13 protein-coding genes are annotated in these 15,969 nt (G+C 68.0%); 4 read left to right on the top strand and 9 right to left on the bottom strand.

From position 1 onward, the window contains the following. Positions 1 to 38: 38 nt before the first annotated feature. Positions 39 to 866, top strand: a complete 828-nt coding sequence (locus tag OHA10_RS31110) for an NAD(P)H-binding protein (protein WP_371402318.1) — start codon at positions 39 to 41, stop codon at positions 864 to 866. On the opposite strand, the gene OHA10_RS31105 is transcribed toward OHA10_RS31110, so the two are convergent. Then, on the bottom strand, positions 838 to 1,404 hold the full coding sequence (locus OHA10_RS31105; RefSeq protein ID WP_371402317.1) for a TetR/AcrR family transcriptional regulator: 567 nt from the start codon (positions 1,402 to 1,404) through the stop codon (positions 838 to 840). The two genes, OHA10_RS31110 and OHA10_RS31105, sit on opposite strands and share 29 nt — an antisense overlap. A 95-nt stretch (positions 1,405 to 1,499) precedes the next feature. Between OHA10_RS31105 and OHA10_RS31100 the strand changes: the two genes are divergently transcribed. From OHA10_RS31100 to OHA10_RS31090, 3 genes are all read left to right on the top strand, one after another. Next, positions 1,500 to 2,870 carry an MDR family MFS transporter gene (locus tag OHA10_RS31100; RefSeq protein WP_371402316.1) on the top strand — a complete coding sequence of 457 codons (1,371 nt, stop codon included), beginning with the start codon at positions 1,500 to 1,502 and terminating at the stop codon, positions 2,868 to 2,870. A 76-nt stretch (positions 2,871 to 2,946) separates the two neighbouring features. Beyond that, positions 2,947 to 6,744, top strand: coding sequence for a discoidin domain-containing protein (locus OHA10_RS31095; RefSeq protein ID WP_371402315.1), 3,798 nt, complete (start codon positions 2,947 to 2,949; stop codon positions 6,742 to 6,744). A gap of 7 nt (positions 6,745 to 6,751) precedes the next feature. After that, complete coding sequence (locus tag OHA10_RS31090) at positions 6,752 to 7,840, top strand: Gfo/Idh/MocA family protein (protein ID WP_371402314.1); 1,089 nt, start codon at positions 6,752 to 6,754, stop codon at positions 7,838 to 7,840. 24 nt (positions 7,841 to 7,864) lie between these two features. Here OHA10_RS31090 and OHA10_RS31085 read toward each other — a convergent pair whose 3' ends face one another. From OHA10_RS31085 to OHA10_RS31050, 8 genes are all read right to left on the bottom strand, one after another. Further along, positions 7,865 to 8,422 carry a GNAT family N-acetyltransferase gene (locus OHA10_RS31085; RefSeq protein WP_371402313.1) on the bottom strand — a complete coding sequence of 186 codons (558 nt, stop codon included), beginning with the start codon at positions 8,420 to 8,422 and terminating at the stop codon, positions 7,865 to 7,867. Beyond that, positions 8,419 to 9,672, bottom strand: a complete 1,254-nt coding sequence (locus OHA10_RS31080) for an ROK family transcriptional regulator (protein ID WP_371402312.1) — start codon at positions 9,670 to 9,672, stop codon at positions 8,419 to 8,421. The genes OHA10_RS31085 and OHA10_RS31080 overlap by 4 nt, the downstream gene beginning before the upstream one ends. A 56-nt stretch (positions 9,673 to 9,728) precedes the next feature. Continuing rightward, complete coding sequence (locus OHA10_RS31075; protein WP_371402311.1) at positions 9,729 to 10,982, bottom strand: enolase C-terminal domain-like protein; 1,254 nt, start codon at positions 10,980 to 10,982, stop codon at positions 9,729 to 9,731. Then, positions 10,983 to 11,858: an NAD-dependent epimerase/dehydratase family protein gene (locus OHA10_RS31070; RefSeq protein WP_371402310.1), complete on the bottom strand. Its 876-nt coding sequence runs from the start codon at positions 11,856 to 11,858 to the stop codon at positions 10,983 to 10,985. A gap of 7 nt (positions 11,859 to 11,865) precedes the next feature. Continuing rightward, positions 11,866 to 12,750, bottom strand: a complete 885-nt coding sequence (locus OHA10_RS31065; RefSeq protein WP_371402309.1) for a carbohydrate ABC transporter permease — start codon at positions 12,748 to 12,750, stop codon at positions 11,866 to 11,868. Then, complete coding sequence (locus OHA10_RS31060; RefSeq protein ID WP_371402307.1) at positions 12,747 to 13,661, bottom strand: carbohydrate ABC transporter permease; 915 nt, start codon at positions 13,659 to 13,661, stop codon at positions 12,747 to 12,749. The genes OHA10_RS31065 and OHA10_RS31060 overlap by 4 nt, the downstream gene beginning before the upstream one ends. Positions 13,662 to 13,665: 4 nt before the next feature. Further along, positions 13,666 to 15,057 (bottom strand): ABC transporter substrate-binding protein, encoded by a 1,392-nt coding sequence (locus tag OHA10_RS31055; RefSeq protein ID WP_371402306.1) that lies wholly within the window; start codon positions 15,055 to 15,057, stop codon positions 13,666 to 13,668. Between the two features lie 130 nt (positions 15,058 to 15,187). After that, complete coding sequence (locus OHA10_RS31050) at positions 15,188 to 15,967, bottom strand: alpha/beta fold hydrolase (RefSeq protein WP_371402305.1); 780 nt, start codon at positions 15,965 to 15,967, stop codon at positions 15,188 to 15,190. Positions 15,968 to 15,969: the final 2 nt, after the last annotated feature.

The following is a 15,969-nucleotide window of genomic DNA, read 5'->3' as shown; positions in this document are numbered from 1 at the left end:
TAGGTACCTACTATCTCGCGACCAGTAGCGTCCTGATCATGATCGTGATCACCGGAGCAACCGGCAACGTAGGCCGCCCACTCGTCCAGTCCCTGATCGCCGCCGGCGAGGACGTCGTACCCGTCTCGCGCAGCGGCGACGGGCACCAGGCCGACCTGACCAGACCCGAGACCCTGAAGCCCGCCCTCGACGGCGCGAAGGCCGTCTTCCTCCTCACCTCCGCCAACTTCCTTGCCGGAGGCAACCTCCAGGACGTCGTCGACGTGGTGAAGGCAGCCGGCGTCCCCCGCGTCGTCCTGCTGTCCTCCCAAGGCGTCGGCACGAACCGCCACCCATCCGTCCACGAGGACGCCGTGACCGGGTCCGGTCTCGAGTGGACCATCCTCCGGCCGGGCAACTTCGCCAGCAACGCGTTCCAGTGGGCGGAGTCCGTCCGCACCCAGCGCACGATGGCCGCGCCGTTCGCCGACGTCGCACTGCCGACCGTCGACCCCGCCGACATCGCCGAGGTCGCAGCGGCCGCTCTCACAGACTCGCGCCAGGCAGGCACGAGCTACCCCGGGACCGGCCACGCGGGGGCGATCTACACGCTCACCGGTCCGGTCGCGATCTCTCCCCGCGAGCAGGCCGACGTGATCGCGAATGCTGTCGGCGAGCCGGTGCAGTTCACCGAACTCAGCCGGGATCAGGCGCGGACCGGGATGCTGACCTTCATGCCCGAGCCGGTGGTCGAGGCCACTCTCGACGTCCTCGGTACGCCGAGCGCCGGGGAGCAGCAGGTCAGTCCGGACGTCCAGACCGTGCTCGGCAGGGCGCCGCGGACGTTCGCCGACTGGGTCACTCGGAACGTCGAGGCGTTCCGCTGACCAACGGCAGGAAAACGTCGTCGACGAGCGAGGTGAGCGCCGACGACGGGAGCGGCTCGCGGGCGAACAGCATCTCGTGACGCAGCAAGTTGGTGGGAGCGGTGAGCACCCGGTCGGGCACGTCCGCCGTCGGGATCTCACCGCGCTCCGCCGCACGCTTGATGATCGTCCCCATCACACTCGACATCCGCGAGTAGACCTCCGGATCCAGATCCGGGGCCTCGGCCAGCAGTCCGTGCACGACGTCGGGTCCGAGCGTCGCGAACCGGTCGGCCATCAGCCGCAGTACGCCGAGAACGTCCTCCCGCAGGCTGCCGGTGTCCGGCACGTTCTCGACGATCGAGCCGGTGCGGTGCCGCATCGCCGCGACCACCAGCTCAGCCCGGTTGCGCCACCGCCGGTACAGCACCTGCTTGCCGGTATGCGCCCGGGCCGCGACGGCCTCCATCGTCAGCCGCGCGTACCCGGACTCCGTCAGCTCGTCCCAGGCCGCATCGAGCAGGACGGCCTCGAGCTCCGCACCCCTTCGACGCTCCACGAAACCAACTCCTCAAGAAGAGACCTTGCGTCTCTTACGCATCCGAGCCTACTCTCAACTCGTAAGAGACGCACCGTCTCTAAGGAGACTCTCGGATGACAACCGCACCCACCACGGACCGCCTCGACCGGGCGGTCCTCAAACTCGCCGCCGTGCTCGTGCTCGGCGCTCTGGCTCCACTGCTCGACAGCACGATCGTCACCATCGCGATCCACACCCTCGGCATCGAGCTGCACACCTCGGTGTCCACGGTCCAATGGGTCAGTACGGCGTACCTGCTGGCGCTCGCGATGGCCGTCCCGATCACCGGCTGGGCCGCGAACCGCTTCGGCGCCAAGCGCATGTGGATCATCGCGCTCGCCCTGTTCCTGCTGGGCTCGATGCTCTGCGGCGTCGCCTGGAACATCGGCTCGCTGATCGCGTTCCGCGTGGTCCAGGGCATCGGCGGCGGCCTGATGCTGCCGATCCTGCAGACCCTGCTGCTGCGCGCCGCCGGCCGCGATCGCATCGGCCGCCTGATGGCCGTCGTCACGCTGCCCGCACTGATCGGCCCGATCCTCGGTCCGGTGATCGGCGGACTACTCGTCGGCCACCTCGACTGGCGCTGGATCTTCTACGTCAACGTCCCGATCTGCATCACCGCGATCGTCCTGGCCGTCCGCGTGCTCAAACCGGATCCCGAGCCCACCGCAGCGGCCCTCGACGTACCAGGACTGCTGCTGATCTCCCCCGCGCTGGCCGGCATCATCTACGGCCTCAGCCAGGTCGGCGATCACGGCTTCGGCAACCACCGCGTCCTCATCCCACTCATCACCGGGATCGCACTCCTCGCGGCCTTCGCCCTCCGACGGGCCAAAGACCCGCTCATCGACCTTGCACTCTTCCGCACCAAGTCCTTCACCGCATCGACCGCGCTCCTGTTCCTCACCGGCTTCGGTCTGTACGGCGCGATGCTGCTCCTCCCGCTCTTCTACCAGCAGGCACGCGGTGAGACCGTCACGGCCGCCGGGCTGCTTCTCGTCCCGCAAGGCATCGGCAGCCTGATCGCCCGAACGGCCGGCGGACTCACCGATCGCTACGGCCCACGCTCGGTCATCCTCGTCGGCATCGTTCTCACCACGCTCGGGACCATCCCGTTCGCGTTCACCGGCACGGCGTACTGGGTCTTGGCGATCGCGCTGATCGTCCGCGGCGCCGGGCTGAGCGCGGTGATGCTCGCCGTCATGGTCGGAGCGTTCCGTGATCTCGAGCCGGCGCAGATCCCGCACGCGAGCAGTACGACGCGGATCATGCAGCAACTCGGCGGCGCTTTCGGCGCCGCGACGCTGGCCGTCGTCCTGCAGGGTCAGCTCGCCGCGCACCCGACCCCGACGGCGTATGCACACAGCTTCGGCTGGGCCATCGGGTTCACCGTGATCGCCGTCGTACCGGCACTCTTCCTGCCCGGGCGCCGGGCTCTTGAATAAGTAACACGCTTGGTTTAACTTATCCGCGCAGCTGCTCTCTCCTGTGTACTCCGGTCCGCCACCTGGAGGTTTCCACATGCCCAGACGCCTGCTTGCGCGGGTTCTCCCTGCTGTTCTGCTGGCGAGCGTGATCGCTGTTCCAGCAGCGCACGCCGCCACCATGTATCCCAGCGGGGTCGGCGCCGATCTCGGTCCGACCCCGACCACCCTCGGCGTGCAGCCTGCCGCCGGCGACGACCCCGCCGGGCTGCGCACCGGCACCGAACAAGGCCGCACGTACTGGCAGACGAACCAGGCAGCCGGCACCGGCTACCTCGAGTTCGACGTCGACCACGATTACGTGGACGAGATCGGCACCGACGACGTCCTGGTGACGGTGACCTATCTCGACAGCGGCTCGGGCACCCTCGACCTGCAGTACGACGCCAAGGCCAACCCGCAGCAGGACGCCACCGACATCCAGCTGACCAACACCGGCGCCTGGAAGACCGGCGTCTTCTCGCTCACCGACATCGGGTTCACCAACCGCCTCGGCGACGCCGACGTACGTCTGTTCGGCAGCGCCGACATCACGATCGCGAGCCTGCGGATCAGTACGGCGGGCGTGTCGGTCCAGCTCGGCGCGACGCCCGTGCAGAACGGCATCAGCCCGCGCGCCGGCGACGACGCGTCGCACCTGATCACCGGCGTACAGGACGGTCGTGCGTACTGGCAGACCGACCGCACCGCGCCGTCGCCGGGGACGAACTTCTTCTACATGAACGTCGCCGACACCTACCTGTACGACAACCACAGCCTCGTGCTGGTCAGCATCGACTACTTCGACGAGGGCAACGGCCAGTTCGGGCTGCACTACGACTCCCCCGGCGAGACCATCCCGGAGAAGTTCAAGAACTCCGAGGTGATCCGCTACGGCGACACCAAGACCTGGAAGACGTACACGTTCGCGCTGCCCGACGCGGTGATGACGAACCGCTCGAACGGCGGCGACTTCCGCATCCACAACGGCGACGGCTCGGCCGACCTGAAGGTTGCGGCGGTCCGCGTCGCCAAGGTCGCGACGACCCTCGACGTCACCGAAGGGCTCGTCGACCTGATCGGCGAGGCGACGCGCACCGAGGAGGCAGCGCGCGAAGGCACCCGCGACGGTCAGTACCCGGCCGGCAGCCGAGCCACGCTGCAGGACGCGATCGACGACGCTCAGGCGATCGCATCCACTCCGGGCGTCACCGACGCACAGGTCAAGGCCGCGCTCACGACGCTGCAGGCGAAGCTCGACGCCTTCACCGCGTCGATCGTGGACACCAACTTCGCCCCGGGCGGTACGGCGACAGCCAGCAACGGAGCAGCCGCCACCGTCAACGACCGGGACGACAGTACGTCCTGGACAGGCGGCGCCGACTCGTGGCTCCAGATCGATCTGGGTAAGCCGCGGCCGGTCAACGACGTACGCGTCGAATGGGCTGAGGCGTACTCCCCCGACTACACCGTCCAGGTCTCGAACGACGGCAAGAAGTTCACCAGCGTCGGACGGATCGGATCGCCGGGCGGTAACCAGACCAGCCGGACCCGGTTCGCGATCACGAGCGCCCGCTATGTGCGCGTCGCGATGACCGGCGCCGACTCGTTCGTCGTCAAGGAGCTCGAACTCCGGCTCACGCCGGTCGTCACCCCGAAGCCGAAGCTGGTGCAGACCAGCAACCCGACCGAGGACGGCGTCGTCGCCGACTTCGACGCAACCCAGTACGGCGCCGACCGCACCGGCCGCCGCGACTCGACGAAGGCGATCCAGCAGGCGATCTACGCCTGCCAGGATGCGGGCGGCGGGACCGTCTGGCTGCCGGCCGGACAGTACAAGGTGACCGACACGATCGAGGTCCACGCGTTCTGCAGCCTCCGTGGTGACCACGGCCAGAAGCTCGGCACGGGCACCGTGATCATCGCCGATCTCCCGTCCGGCGACGACGGGCCGAGCCTGTTCCGGATCGGCGGCAGCGCCGGCGTGCTCGGCGTCACGACGTACTACCCGAACCAGAGTGCGACCGAGCCGGTCCCGTACGGCTACACGTTCGAGATCCCCGGCGGCGCCTGGATCGGGAACGAGAACTACATGATGTCGACCGTCTCGGACGTCACCATGCTCAACTCGTACCGCGGGATCGGCGTCAGCACGATGCCGAACGACCACGGCAACGCACCGAGCTCCGGCCAGGTGCACGAGTCGACCACGATCCGCAACGTGACCGGTACGGCGCTGTTCGAGGGCGCCCGGGCCTACAACGGCGCCGACGTCGGCACCTGGGAGAACGTTGCCTTCAGCAACTCCTACTGGTCGTCGGCGCCCAAGGCCTTCAACCCACCGTCGCGCCAGGCACTCGACACCTGGACCCGCGCGCACGGCACCGGGCTGGTCCTCGGCGACCTCGAGTGGGACCAGTTCTACCGGATCAGTGTCAGCGACTACCTGGTCGGGATCCACGTGGTCGCCGGCCAGCGGGCCCAGTTCACCGGCAGCTTCCTCCAGCCGGACGTACGCCGGACCGGGACCGGGCTGCTCGTCGACGTGATGGACGACCGGTGGGGCCTGACGCTTGCCGGTGGTCACGTCGACGGCGGGATCACGAACAACTCGGCCGGGTACGTGAAGATCACCGGCACCGAGGTCGTCGGCGCAGTCTCCGGGATCGTCCACAGGATGTCCGGCACGGCACCGACGTACGACCAGAAGCCGCTGCCCAAGCCGGTGCAGAAGCTGTACGTCGTGGATGCGCCGCACGGGGTCGGATATCTGCCCGCGACCGATGCGACCCGTGACGTCCAGAAGGTGCTCGATCAGGCCGGGCGTGAGGGCGGCGGCATCGTCTACCTGCCCGCCGGGTGGTACCGGATCAGCACGCATCTGTCGGTTCCGGCGAAGGTCGAGCTGCGCGGCGCGTCCGCCGTGCCGAACCGGGACCAGGGCGGTGCGAGCGGCGGGACCGTGCTGCAGGCGTTCGAGCGGAACACCGACACCGCGCTGATCACACTCAAGAGCAAGGCGGGTGTGCGCGGGTTGCGGGTCTTCTACCCGGACAACAACCCGGGCAAGGCCGAGGGCGTCGTGCCCTACCCGTACGCGATCCGCGGTCAGGCCGGCGGCAACTACGTGATCAACGCCGGCTTCCCGAACGCCTGGAACGGTATCGACCTCAGCGGCGACAACGTGGTCGTCCGCAAGGTCGCCGGCGCGTTCTTCGACCATGCGATCTCGATCGGCGCGGGGCGCAACGGCCGCGTCGAGGGCGTGCTCTCGAACGGGAACGCGGTCACCCGGGTCGGGTACCAGGAGCCGTACTGGATGAACGAGGGCAGCATCTTCGAGCTCGTCATCGACAAGTACATGCGCAAGACGGCCAAGATCGTCACCGTCGACGGCGCGCGTGGGCTGACGCTGCTCGACGTGTTCGCGTACGGGTTCCACGACGGGCTGGTGGTGAACTCCGGTCAGGTCGACGCGTTCAACCTCGGCACCGACAACCTCGGGACCGACGGCCACACGATCCAGGTGGTCAGCGGCGACGTCGAGGCCACCAACCTGGCCCGGTACAACGGCGCTACGCTCAGCGGTACGGCGACGTTGCACAACGTGATGGTGATCAACGTCGTCCAGCGCAGCGTCTCTGTGCAGGCCAATGGGAACGGCACGGTGAAGATCGCCGGGAACGAGTCCGAGCCCGGGAAGTACGAGGTCGGCGCGCAGGTGACCGTGACGGCGACGCCATCATCGGATAGCGTTTTCCAGAGTTGGACCGTGAACGGGACCGTGGTGTCGACAGCGCCGTCGTACACCTTCACCGTCAGCACGGACCAGGTTCTGACCGCGAACTTCCAGTAGGAGCGAGATGGCTGACACACAACAGCAGGTCGCGATCGTGGGCTGCGGCATCATCGGCAAGCGCCACGCGGCGACCATCGCGGAACGGCCCGACGCGATCGTCACCGCGCTCGTCGACCCGGATGCCGCCGCCCGGGAGGCGGTGCTGGCGCAGCTGACCGAGGCCGGTCAGCCGGAGCCGAAGCAGTACGACGACCTGACCGCGGCGCTGAGTGGGTCGGACATCTCGCTCGTCGCGGTCTGTACGCCGAGCGGTATGCACGCGGAGCTGGCCGAGGAAGCGCTGAACGAGCGCAAGCACGTCGTCGTCGAGAAGCCGATCGACGTCGACCTCGGCCGGGCCCGCCGCCTCGGTGCGGCGGCTGCCCGGGCCGCGAGCCATGGCGTGCAGCTGTCGGTGATCAGCCAGCACCGGTTCGACGCCGGCAGCGCGGCGATCAAGGAGGCGATCGACGCCGGACGGTTCGGGCAGCTGACGTCGTGCGTCGCGACGGTCGCCTGGTGGCGGAGCGACGAGTACTACGCGTCGGCCGGCTGGCGCGGGACGTGGGCCCAGGACGGCGGTGGCGCGCTGATGAACCAGGGTGTGCACACCGCCGACCTGGTGCTGTGGTTCATGGGCCGCCCGGTCAGCATCCAGGCGCAGGCGCTGCGGGCGGCGCACCACGCCATCGAGGTCGAGGACACCGTGGTCGCGACGATCACCTTCGAGAACGGCGCGGTCGGCACGCTGCACGCGACGACCGCGGCGTTCCCCGGTGGGAGGACGCGGGTGTCGGTCCACGGCACCGAAGGTGGTGCCGAGGTGGAAGACGATCGCCTGAGCCGGCTGAACGTGGACGGTTCGAAGGACGAGGCTTCGGTCGACGTGGGCGATCCCGGTGAGCACAAGGCGCAGTACGACAACATCCTGACGGCGATCGCGGCAGGCAACCAGCCCGCCATCACCGTCCAGGACGGCATCAACGCCCTGGCCCTGGTGCGGGCGGTCTACATCGCCTCCACGCTTCAGCGCCCGGTCAAGTTCGAGGACGTCCTCGAGGGCAAGTACGACGACGTAGAGGTCGCCCGCGGAGTAGGCCTACCACCCAACTGAGACCAGGACGAGCCCGGCGTCGGACTAGGCGCCGGGCTCGCGGTTGTTCAGGATGCGTTGGTAGAGGTTGCAGTCCTGCCAACGGCCGTCGATGTGGAGGTACGTCGGCGCCATCCCGATCTGCTTGAAGCCGGTGCGGTCGAGGACGCGTTGCGAGGCGACGTTGCCGGTCAGTGTGCTTGCCTCGATGCGGTGGAGCTGCAGCTCGGCGTCCGCGATCTCGGCGACTGCCTCGACGGCTCGCGTGGCCAGGCCGCGGCCGACTGCATCGACGGCCAGCCAGTAGCCGAGCGCCGCGCTGCGGAACGGACCGGGGACCAGGTCGCTCAAGGTGATCGCACCGACGATCCGATCACCTTCCACGAGCACCCACGGCACGACCAGGCCGTTCTTGTAGCGCTCGAGCTGGTACGTCATCCGCTCGACCTGACCCGCCGTCGTGAACCATTTCTCGGTCCGCACCGGCTCCCACGGCCGGAGATGCTCGCGGCTGCGGACCTGCGCGTCGGCAAGAGCAGGGGCGTCGTCGAGCGTGGCGATCCGGAGTTGTACGTCGGGCGTCAGCGAGCGGGCTTCGATCACTTCGGCAGCCTACGTGCCTGGCTGGAGCCCGACACGCGAGGGGTGAAGGCGTCGTGGAAGATCGTCGACGCCGCCCCGACAGCGGCCGCGTCGGTCTGCAACATCGACTCCTCGACGGCCACCGGACGCGTCTCCCGAGCGACCGGATGCGCGTTCACGGCACGCCCGATCTCGGTCAGGAAGATCTCCGAGACCTCCTTCATGTACGCCGGTCCGCCGAGCACCACGAGATCGATATCGAGGAGGTCGACCAGCCCGACCGCGCCCTGCCCGACCACCCGCGCCACCTGGGTGACCGCCTTCACCGCAGCCACATCGCCGTCCGCGGCCGCCTTGCACACCGCCTTGTACCGCTTGGCCTCGTCGGTCGCGCCCGGATCGGTCTCGACGTACCCGAACTCCGCCGCGATCACCGGCAGCGACGCCGTCGGGTTGCACTCGGGCACCATCCGCGGCCCGTCCTCCGGGTCCCACTCCCCCATCCGCAGCGCGGCGATCTGCCCGAACTCGCCGGCGTTGGCCGAGCCGCCGCGATAGATCGACCCGTTCAGGATCAGTCCGCTGCCGACGCCCGTACCGAGGTACAGGTACGCGAAGTCGCGTGCCCGGGCCGACCGCCCGATCCAGCGCTCGCCGATCGCGGCCGCAGTACCGTCCTTCTCCACGAGCACCGGGTGGTTCAACCGCTCCTGCAACAGCTTCCGGATCTTCAGCCCGCGCCAGGCGGGCTGCAGCGGCAGCGCGAGCAGCGACCCGTCGGTGTCGATCGGCCCTGGTACGGCGACGCCGACGCCGAGCATCGAAGCGGGATCGACCTGGCTGATACTCAACGCCGCGGACACTGTCGCCGCGGTCAGATCGATCAGCTTGCCCGCCTCGAGACCGTCGGCGAGATCGACGGTCTCGCGCCGGACGATCTTGCCGTCCAGGTCGACGACCGCGACCGTGAGCAGCTCCGGGTCGATGTGGATGCCGACCGCGTGCGCGGCGTTCGACCGCATCCGCACCGGGGTGCGCGGCTTCCCGAGCCGTTCGGCGCGCTCCTGCGCCTCCTCCACCAGCAGGCCCTGCTGGAGGAGGATGCGCAGGATCCGCGACACGGACTGCTGGGTGAGACCGGTCCGGCGGGAGATCTCGGTCCGGCTGATGATGCCGGCCAGCCGGATCGTCTCGATGATCACGGCCTCGTTGAACGAGCCCAGGTCGTACTGGTTCGCGCCTGCACGGCGCAGCTCCGTCAGGTCGTTCATCTCCACCTCCCCGTCTCACCTCGAGTAGCCGCGATCGTACTGCCCACTGTGCGTATTTACGGTGCTTCGAGCGCTCCGTCGATGCGTCGTACGCCGGCTGCCCACTCGTCGTGCCCGGACAGTTGCGCGGGATAACGGGCCGCCGCCTCCAGATCGACGTCGATACCCCAGCCCGGCGCCTCGTTCGGCCGCAGCCAGCCGTCCTCGATCCGCAGCGTCCCCGGGAACACCTCGTGCACGGCGTCGTCGTAGATATGACCCTCTTGGATGCCGAAGGCAACAGAGCTCACATCCAGCGCGACGTTCGCCGCGGCCCCGATCGGCGAGGTGTCACCCGGCCCGTGCCAGGCCGTCCGTACGCCGGAGATCTCGGCCAGGTCGGCCAGCTTGCGGGCCGGGGTCAGACCGCCGATATCCGAAACATGCGATCGAATGAAGTCCACACCGCCGTCCCGGATCAGCCGGACCGCGTCGCCGAACGACGTCGTCAGCTCGCCGACCGCCAACGGCACCGGCGAGGCGGCGCGGACCTCGGGCAGCCGGTCCCACAGCTCCGGTGCCAGAACGTCCTCGAGGAAGAACAACCGGTGCGGCTCCAGCGAACGAGCCAGCAGGACGGCTTCCTTCGGTGTCAGCCGCGAGTGCACGTCGTGCAACAGCTCGATGTTGTCCGGCAGCGCGTGCCTCGCCTCGGCGAACAGCTCCGGCGTCGTCCGCAGGTAGTCCCGTGCGGACCAGCCGTTGTGGTACGGCGCGTCCGGGTACAGCGTGGGCACTCGCGGAGCGCCGTACCCGCCGCCGCCCGGCGTGGACATCTGCAGCCGGATGTGCCGCCAGCCCTGCGCGATCAGCTTCTGCGCGTGCTCGATCGTGTCCTCGATCGTCTTGCCGCTGGCGTGGATGTAGGTGTCGGCCGCGGCACGGACCTTGCCGCCGAGCAGCTCGTACACCGGCATACCGGCGCGCTTGCCGGCGATGTCCCACAGCGCCTGGTCGATACCCGAGATCGCGTTGTTGGTGACCGGTCCGCCGCGCCAGTAACCGGAGTACCCGGCCAGTCGGGTCAGATCGCCGATGTCACCCGGGTAGCGGCCGACGAGCAGCCGGGCCAGGTGCTCGTCGACGAACGTCTGCACCGCCTTCCACCGCTGGGTGAACGTGGCGCAGCCGAGCCCGTACAGGCCGGGCTCGGTGGTGTCGATCTTCACGACCACCAGCGGGATGCCTTGCGGCGCCGTGACGATCGCCTTCACCTCGCGGATCCGGATGTCGTCGCGGACGGGCCACGGTTGGTCGAAGTTCGAAGGCATTCAGAGCTCCAGAGGAAGAGTCGGTAGGTCCAGCTCGTGTTTGGCGCGGAAGCCGAGCACGGTCCGGATGGCGGTCAGGTCGATCGGCACCTCGCGCCCGACGAACCGCCGCGAGCGCGGCACGTCCGGCGCGAACGCGTCGAGCAGGTCCTCGGTCGCGTACGGCGCGACGGTGGTGTCCGCGGCGACGAAGAACGTGTGCGCCCCGGACAACGCCGCGGTCAGCCCGAGCTCGACGGCGTACGCCGAGTCCCGGGTGTCCAGATAGCTCCAGGCCTCCCGCAGACCGCTGCCCGGCTTCACCCTGGCATTCTCCGCCATCCGCTCCAGCACGTCCGGCGAGTTCACATGCGGGAACCGGAACGAGACCACGTCGATCCCCCACCGGCGCCAGACCATCCGCGCGGTGTTCTCGTCGTTCTGCTTGGACAGCGAGTACCAGTCGCCGACGTCGGTCGGCGCCTTCTCGTCCCACGGGAAGTACGGCTGGCGGATCTCGTGCGGGTTGAACGGAACGCCGGTCGCGTTGATGCTGCTCGCGATCACCGCCCGGTCGATGCCGAGGGCACCGGCCTGCGCGAGCACGTTGAACGTCGACACGACGTTGATCGAGTACACGTCGTACGGCGTGCCCGCCGACGGGTGGGCGAGCGCCGCCAGATGGACGACGTACTCCGCGCCCTCCAGCGCCCGGGCCACGTCGGTCTCGGAGCGGGTGTCGCCGATCAGCACCCGGTCCGCCTTCAGGTCCGGGTGCTCGACGTTCGACAGGGCGGTCACCTTTGCACCCAGGTCGTTCAGGTGCTCGACCGTGACCAGCCCGATCCGGCCGGCGGCCCCCGTGACCAGCACGCGCCGGCCGTTCAGTTCACTCACTCTGGCCTCACTCTTTGATTCCTCCCGCCATCCCCACGCCGCGCAGGAACTGTTTCTGGAACAACAAGAACAACACCACAGGTATCAGAACCGCGAGGAACAGGGCGCTCATCTGCAGTGAGATCTCGGTGGTCTTCTGCACCCGCGGGAGGGCGACCGAGATCGGCTGCAGCGTCGGGTCCGGCAGCACGAGCAGCGGCCAGAGGTAGTCCTTCCAGGACCCGATCACCGTGAGCAGGGCGACGACGCCGACGATCGGCTTGGACAGCGGCAGGATCAGCGCCGTGAACAGCCGCAGGTTGCTCGCGCCGTCGATCCGGGCGGCCTCGATCAGCTCGCGCGGGATCGAGTCGAAGTACCGCTTCATCACCAGCACGTTGAACGCGCCGGCCGCCGACGGCAGCCAGACCGCCCAGAACGTGTTCTGCAGGCTGATCCCGAGCAGCGGCATCTTCAGCACCGTCATGTAGAGCGGCACCAGCGAGATGACACCGGGCAGGAACAGCGTGGCGAGGACGGCGCCGGTGACGACCGGGCCCCATTTCGGCCGCAGGATGCTGAGCACGAACGCGCCCGTCGTACAGACGAACAGCGTCGAGATCATCGAGCCGATCGCGATGAACGCGGTGTTGCCGAGGTACGCGCCGATCTGGACGCGGTTCCAGGCGTCGGGGATGTTCTTCAGCTGGATGCCCGACGGCCACATCTGCATCGGGCCGCTGAGGATGTCCTGACTGGTCGAGACACCGGACTTGAGCAGCCAGAGCAACGGACCGACGCCGGCGATCGCGACCGCGATGAAGATCAGCACCTGGATCGCCGGCAGGCCGTAGCGGATCAGTCCGCGTTGCCGGTCGGCTGTGGAGATGATTCCGCGTTCCGAGATGCTCATGTCGTACTCCAGCGGCGGGTGACGAAGTGGTAGACGACCGACAGTCCGCACAGGACCGCGGCGAGCAGCACGCTGAGCGCGGTCGCGGCGCCGAAGTCTCCGTTGACGAACGCGTACCGGTAGATCAGCAGCAGCACGGTCATCGTGGCGTTGTTCGGGCCGCCGCCGGTGAACAGGAACGGCTCGGTGAACACCTGGAACGTCCCGATCAGCTGCAGCAGCATCATGATCAGGATGATTCCGCGGATCTGCGGCAGCGTGACGTGCCAGACCCGGCTCCAGATCCCGGCCCCGTCGAGCTCGGCCGCCTCGTACAACTCCGTGCGTACGCCGGTCAGCGCCGCCAGGTAGATGATCGAGGTGGCGCCCGCGCCGGCCCAGGTCGCCTCGAGCACGATGGCCGGCATCGCCAGGGTCTGCGAGTTCAGCCAGGCGAACGGCCCGATCCCGAACCAGCCGAGGATCGAGTTGAAGACGCCCGCACCGCTCGGATCGTAGAAGAACGTCCACAACAGGATCGCGGCCACCGGCGGTACGACGGCCGGCAGGTACGAGAGCACGTTGTACAGCCAGCCGGTCTTGCGCAGCTCGCTGATGAACACGGCCAGGAACAAGGGCACCGGGAAGCCGAAGATCAGCGCCAGGAAGGCGAAGTAGAGCGTGTTGAGCGCCGCCTGCGGGAGCTGCGGGTCGGTCAGCACGTAGCTGAAGTTCGACCAGCCGACCCACTCGGCCGGGGTGACCAGGTTGTTCTTCTGGAAGCTGAGCACCAGTCCGCGGACGATCGGGCCCCAGGAGAAGTACAGGAAGATCAGTACCAGGGGCAGCGCGAAGAAGATGCTGCTGAGCCCGCCGGAGCGGTACCAGGTGGCAACGCTCCGGCTCGACTTCTGGGTTCTTTGCTGGAACATGTGGCTACCGCGCGAGGCGTGCGTCGATCTTCGAGGCGGTGTCGCTCAGTAGCTTGTCGATGTCCGCGTCCTTCTTGGTCAGCACCTGCTGGACGACCGGGTCGAGCAGCGAGTAAACCTCCTGGCCCTTGTTCGACGGCTCGGGCAGCAGCTTGAGCGACGTGGTCGAGTCGATGTAGCCCTGGAACTGCTTGACCGGGACGTTCACGTACGGCTCACGCCACTTGTTGTACTGGTCGTACGTCTCCTGGCTCAGCGGGCTGATACCGGGACGGCCGACGAAACCCTTGTCCGCGATCGTGTTCTTGGCGTCCTGCACCGCGACCGCCTCGGAGGTGTACTTGTCGAACTGGTCGAACTTGATCCACTTCAGCGCCGCGACGATCTCGTTCTTGGTCGCCTTCGGGCTGATCATCTTCAGCGAGCCGCCGGTCAGCGTGCCGTACGGGCCGCCGTCCTGCGGCAGTGCGCCCTCACCGAAGTCGGCCGGCTTCATGCCGAACTGCTTCACGCTCATGTCGTAGGCGTCCGGCGCCTGCAGGACCATGCCGATCTTGCCGGCCGCGAAGTCCTGGCGGACCTCCTCCTGGTTGTACAGGAAGCGGCTGCCCATCGAGTTGTCGGTCCAGCGCATGTCCTTCAGCAGCTGCAGCGCCTTCTTGGTCGGCGCATCGTTGAACGTGGACTTCTTGCCGTCCGCGCTCTCGACCGTGCCGCCCATGCTGTAGGTCATCGTGGTCAGCATCCAGCCACCGGTGTTGTTGGTGGTCAGCTGCGCGTACCCCGCCTTGCCGGTCTTCTCCGAGATCTGCTTGGCGTACTGCCGGACCTCGTCCCAGGTCGTCGGCGGCTTGTCCGGGTCCAGGCCGGCCTGCGTGAACAGCTTGCGGTTGTAGGCGATGCCGACCGAGAACACGTCGATCGGAACGCCGTAGATCCGGCCGTTGGCGTCCTGGACGATCTTCAGGACGTTCGGGTTCAGGTCCTTGGTCAGGTCGACCAGCTTCAGCTCGTCGGTGATGTCCGGCAGCTGCTTGTTCGGGATCATGTTGGCCGGCTCGGTGAAGCTGATGTTCATCACCGTGGGCAGCGTGCCGCCGGCCACCTGCGCCTGGAAGGTCTGCGCCTGCCAGCTGGTCTCGGTCGACTTCACGGTGATGTTCGGGTTCTTCGCCATGAAGTCTTTGATCTTCTGGTTGAACGCCTTGAGGTCGTTCGGCTTGTCAGGGGTCGGCCGGTCGCCGATCGTGATGGTCACCGGCGCGCTCTGGTCGATGTCGCCGCCGGCGCCGCCGGACGACGACGGCGTCGTGCCCTTCGCGCAACCGGCCGCGAGCATCAGCCCGGCCACACCGAGGGCAGCACCGAACCGGCCCCACCTGCTCACTCTCGTCATCGGAACTCCTCAGGTTTCCGGATGCCGCCGATGTGCTCTGAGCCACACACCGGCCAGGTCCCGAGTAAGTTAAACCAAGCGTGTTACTAACTCAAGACCTAGATGGACACTTTTGCGGTAACGGTTTCGCTCAGGGGTTCAGATCACCCAGCGGGAGGAACTTCGGCGACTGCGGATCGGCCAGGAAGTCCATCAGGAGCCGGTTCACCAGGTCCGGCTTCTCCAGCGGCAGCCCGTGCGAAGTCCCCGGCACAACGGCCACCTGGGCGTCCGGGATCGCGCGGGCCACTTCCGCGGTGTGTTCGAACCGGACGCAGTCGTCGTCGCCCTGAATGAGCAGGACCGGCATCGGCAGGGCCGTCAGGGTGGCCGGCTCGATGTCGGGGACGGTCTTCCACATCTGCACCCATTTGGCGAAGACGACGTCGAAGTGCGCGGGGCCGTCGGGCGAGAGCGCGTCGTACTGCGGGCGGAAGGCCCCGGCGAGGAACTCCAGGCCGGCAGGCTCGAGCAGGGCCTGGTTGGCCGCGGTCCCGCCGGCGTGGGTCAACTCGGTGCCGATCAGCACGAGCTTGCGAACCAGCTCCGGCCGGGACAGCGCGAGATTCATTCCCACCTTGCCGCCGTCACTCCAGCCGATCACATGCGCCGGCCCGAGCCCCACCGCCTCGATGAATGCGGCCGTGTCCGCAGCGAAGATCTCCATCGACACCGGCCCGTCGACATCCGCGGTCCGCCCGTGCCCACGCCGCTCCGGGATCAACACCCGGTACTGCGAAGCCAACGCCGGCGCCTGCGCCGCCCAACTCTCCACGGTCCCTCCCCCACCGTGCAGCAACAAGACGGCCTCGCCCGCTCCGAGCTCCTCGTAATACGTCCCATCGACATACATGGACGTCGAACGATCCACAC

Origin of the sequence: Kribbella sp. NBC_00662 (assembly GCF_041430295.1) — a bacterium.
Lineage (GTDB): Bacteria > Actinomycetota > Actinomycetes > Propionibacteriales > Kribbellaceae > Kribbella.
Note: the sequence above shows the minus strand (reverse complement) of the source record. Positions and strands in the feature narration are given on the sequence as shown.

Bases quoted from the DNA above. Each gene is read 5' to 3' on its own strand.
- OHA10_RS31080 (WP_371402312.1), bottom strand. From the start codon at position 9,672: ATGAACGACCTGACGGAGCTGCGCCGTGCAGGCGCGAACCAGTACGAC.
- OHA10_RS31065 (WP_371402309.1), bottom strand. From the start codon at position 12,750: ATGAGCATCTCGGAACGCGGAATCATCTCCACAGCCGACCGGCAACGC.
- OHA10_RS31110 (WP_371402318.1), top strand. From the start codon at position 39: ATGATCGTGATCACCGGAGCAACCGGCAACGTAGGCCGCCCACTCGTC.
- OHA10_RS31095 (WP_371402315.1), top strand. From the start codon at position 2,947: ATGCCCAGACGCCTGCTTGCGCGGGTTCTCCCTGCTGTTCTGCTGGCG.
- OHA10_RS31060 (WP_371402307.1), bottom strand. From the start codon at position 13,661: ATGTTCCAGCAAAGAACCCAGAAGTCGAGCCGGAGCGTTGCCACCTGG.
- OHA10_RS31090 (WP_371402314.1), top strand. From the start codon at position 6,752: ATGGCTGACACACAACAGCAGGTCGCGATCGTGGGCTGCGGCATCATC.
- OHA10_RS31055 (WP_371402306.1), bottom strand. From the start codon at position 15,057: ATGACGAGAGTGAGCAGGTGGGGCCGGTTCGGTGCTGCCCTCGGTGTG.
- OHA10_RS31075 (WP_371402311.1), bottom strand. From the start codon at position 10,982: ATGCCTTCGAACTTCGACCAACCGTGGCCCGTCCGCGACGACATCCGG.
- OHA10_RS31100 (WP_371402316.1), top strand. From the start codon at position 1,500: ATGACAACCGCACCCACCACGGACCGCCTCGACCGGGCGGTCCTCAAA.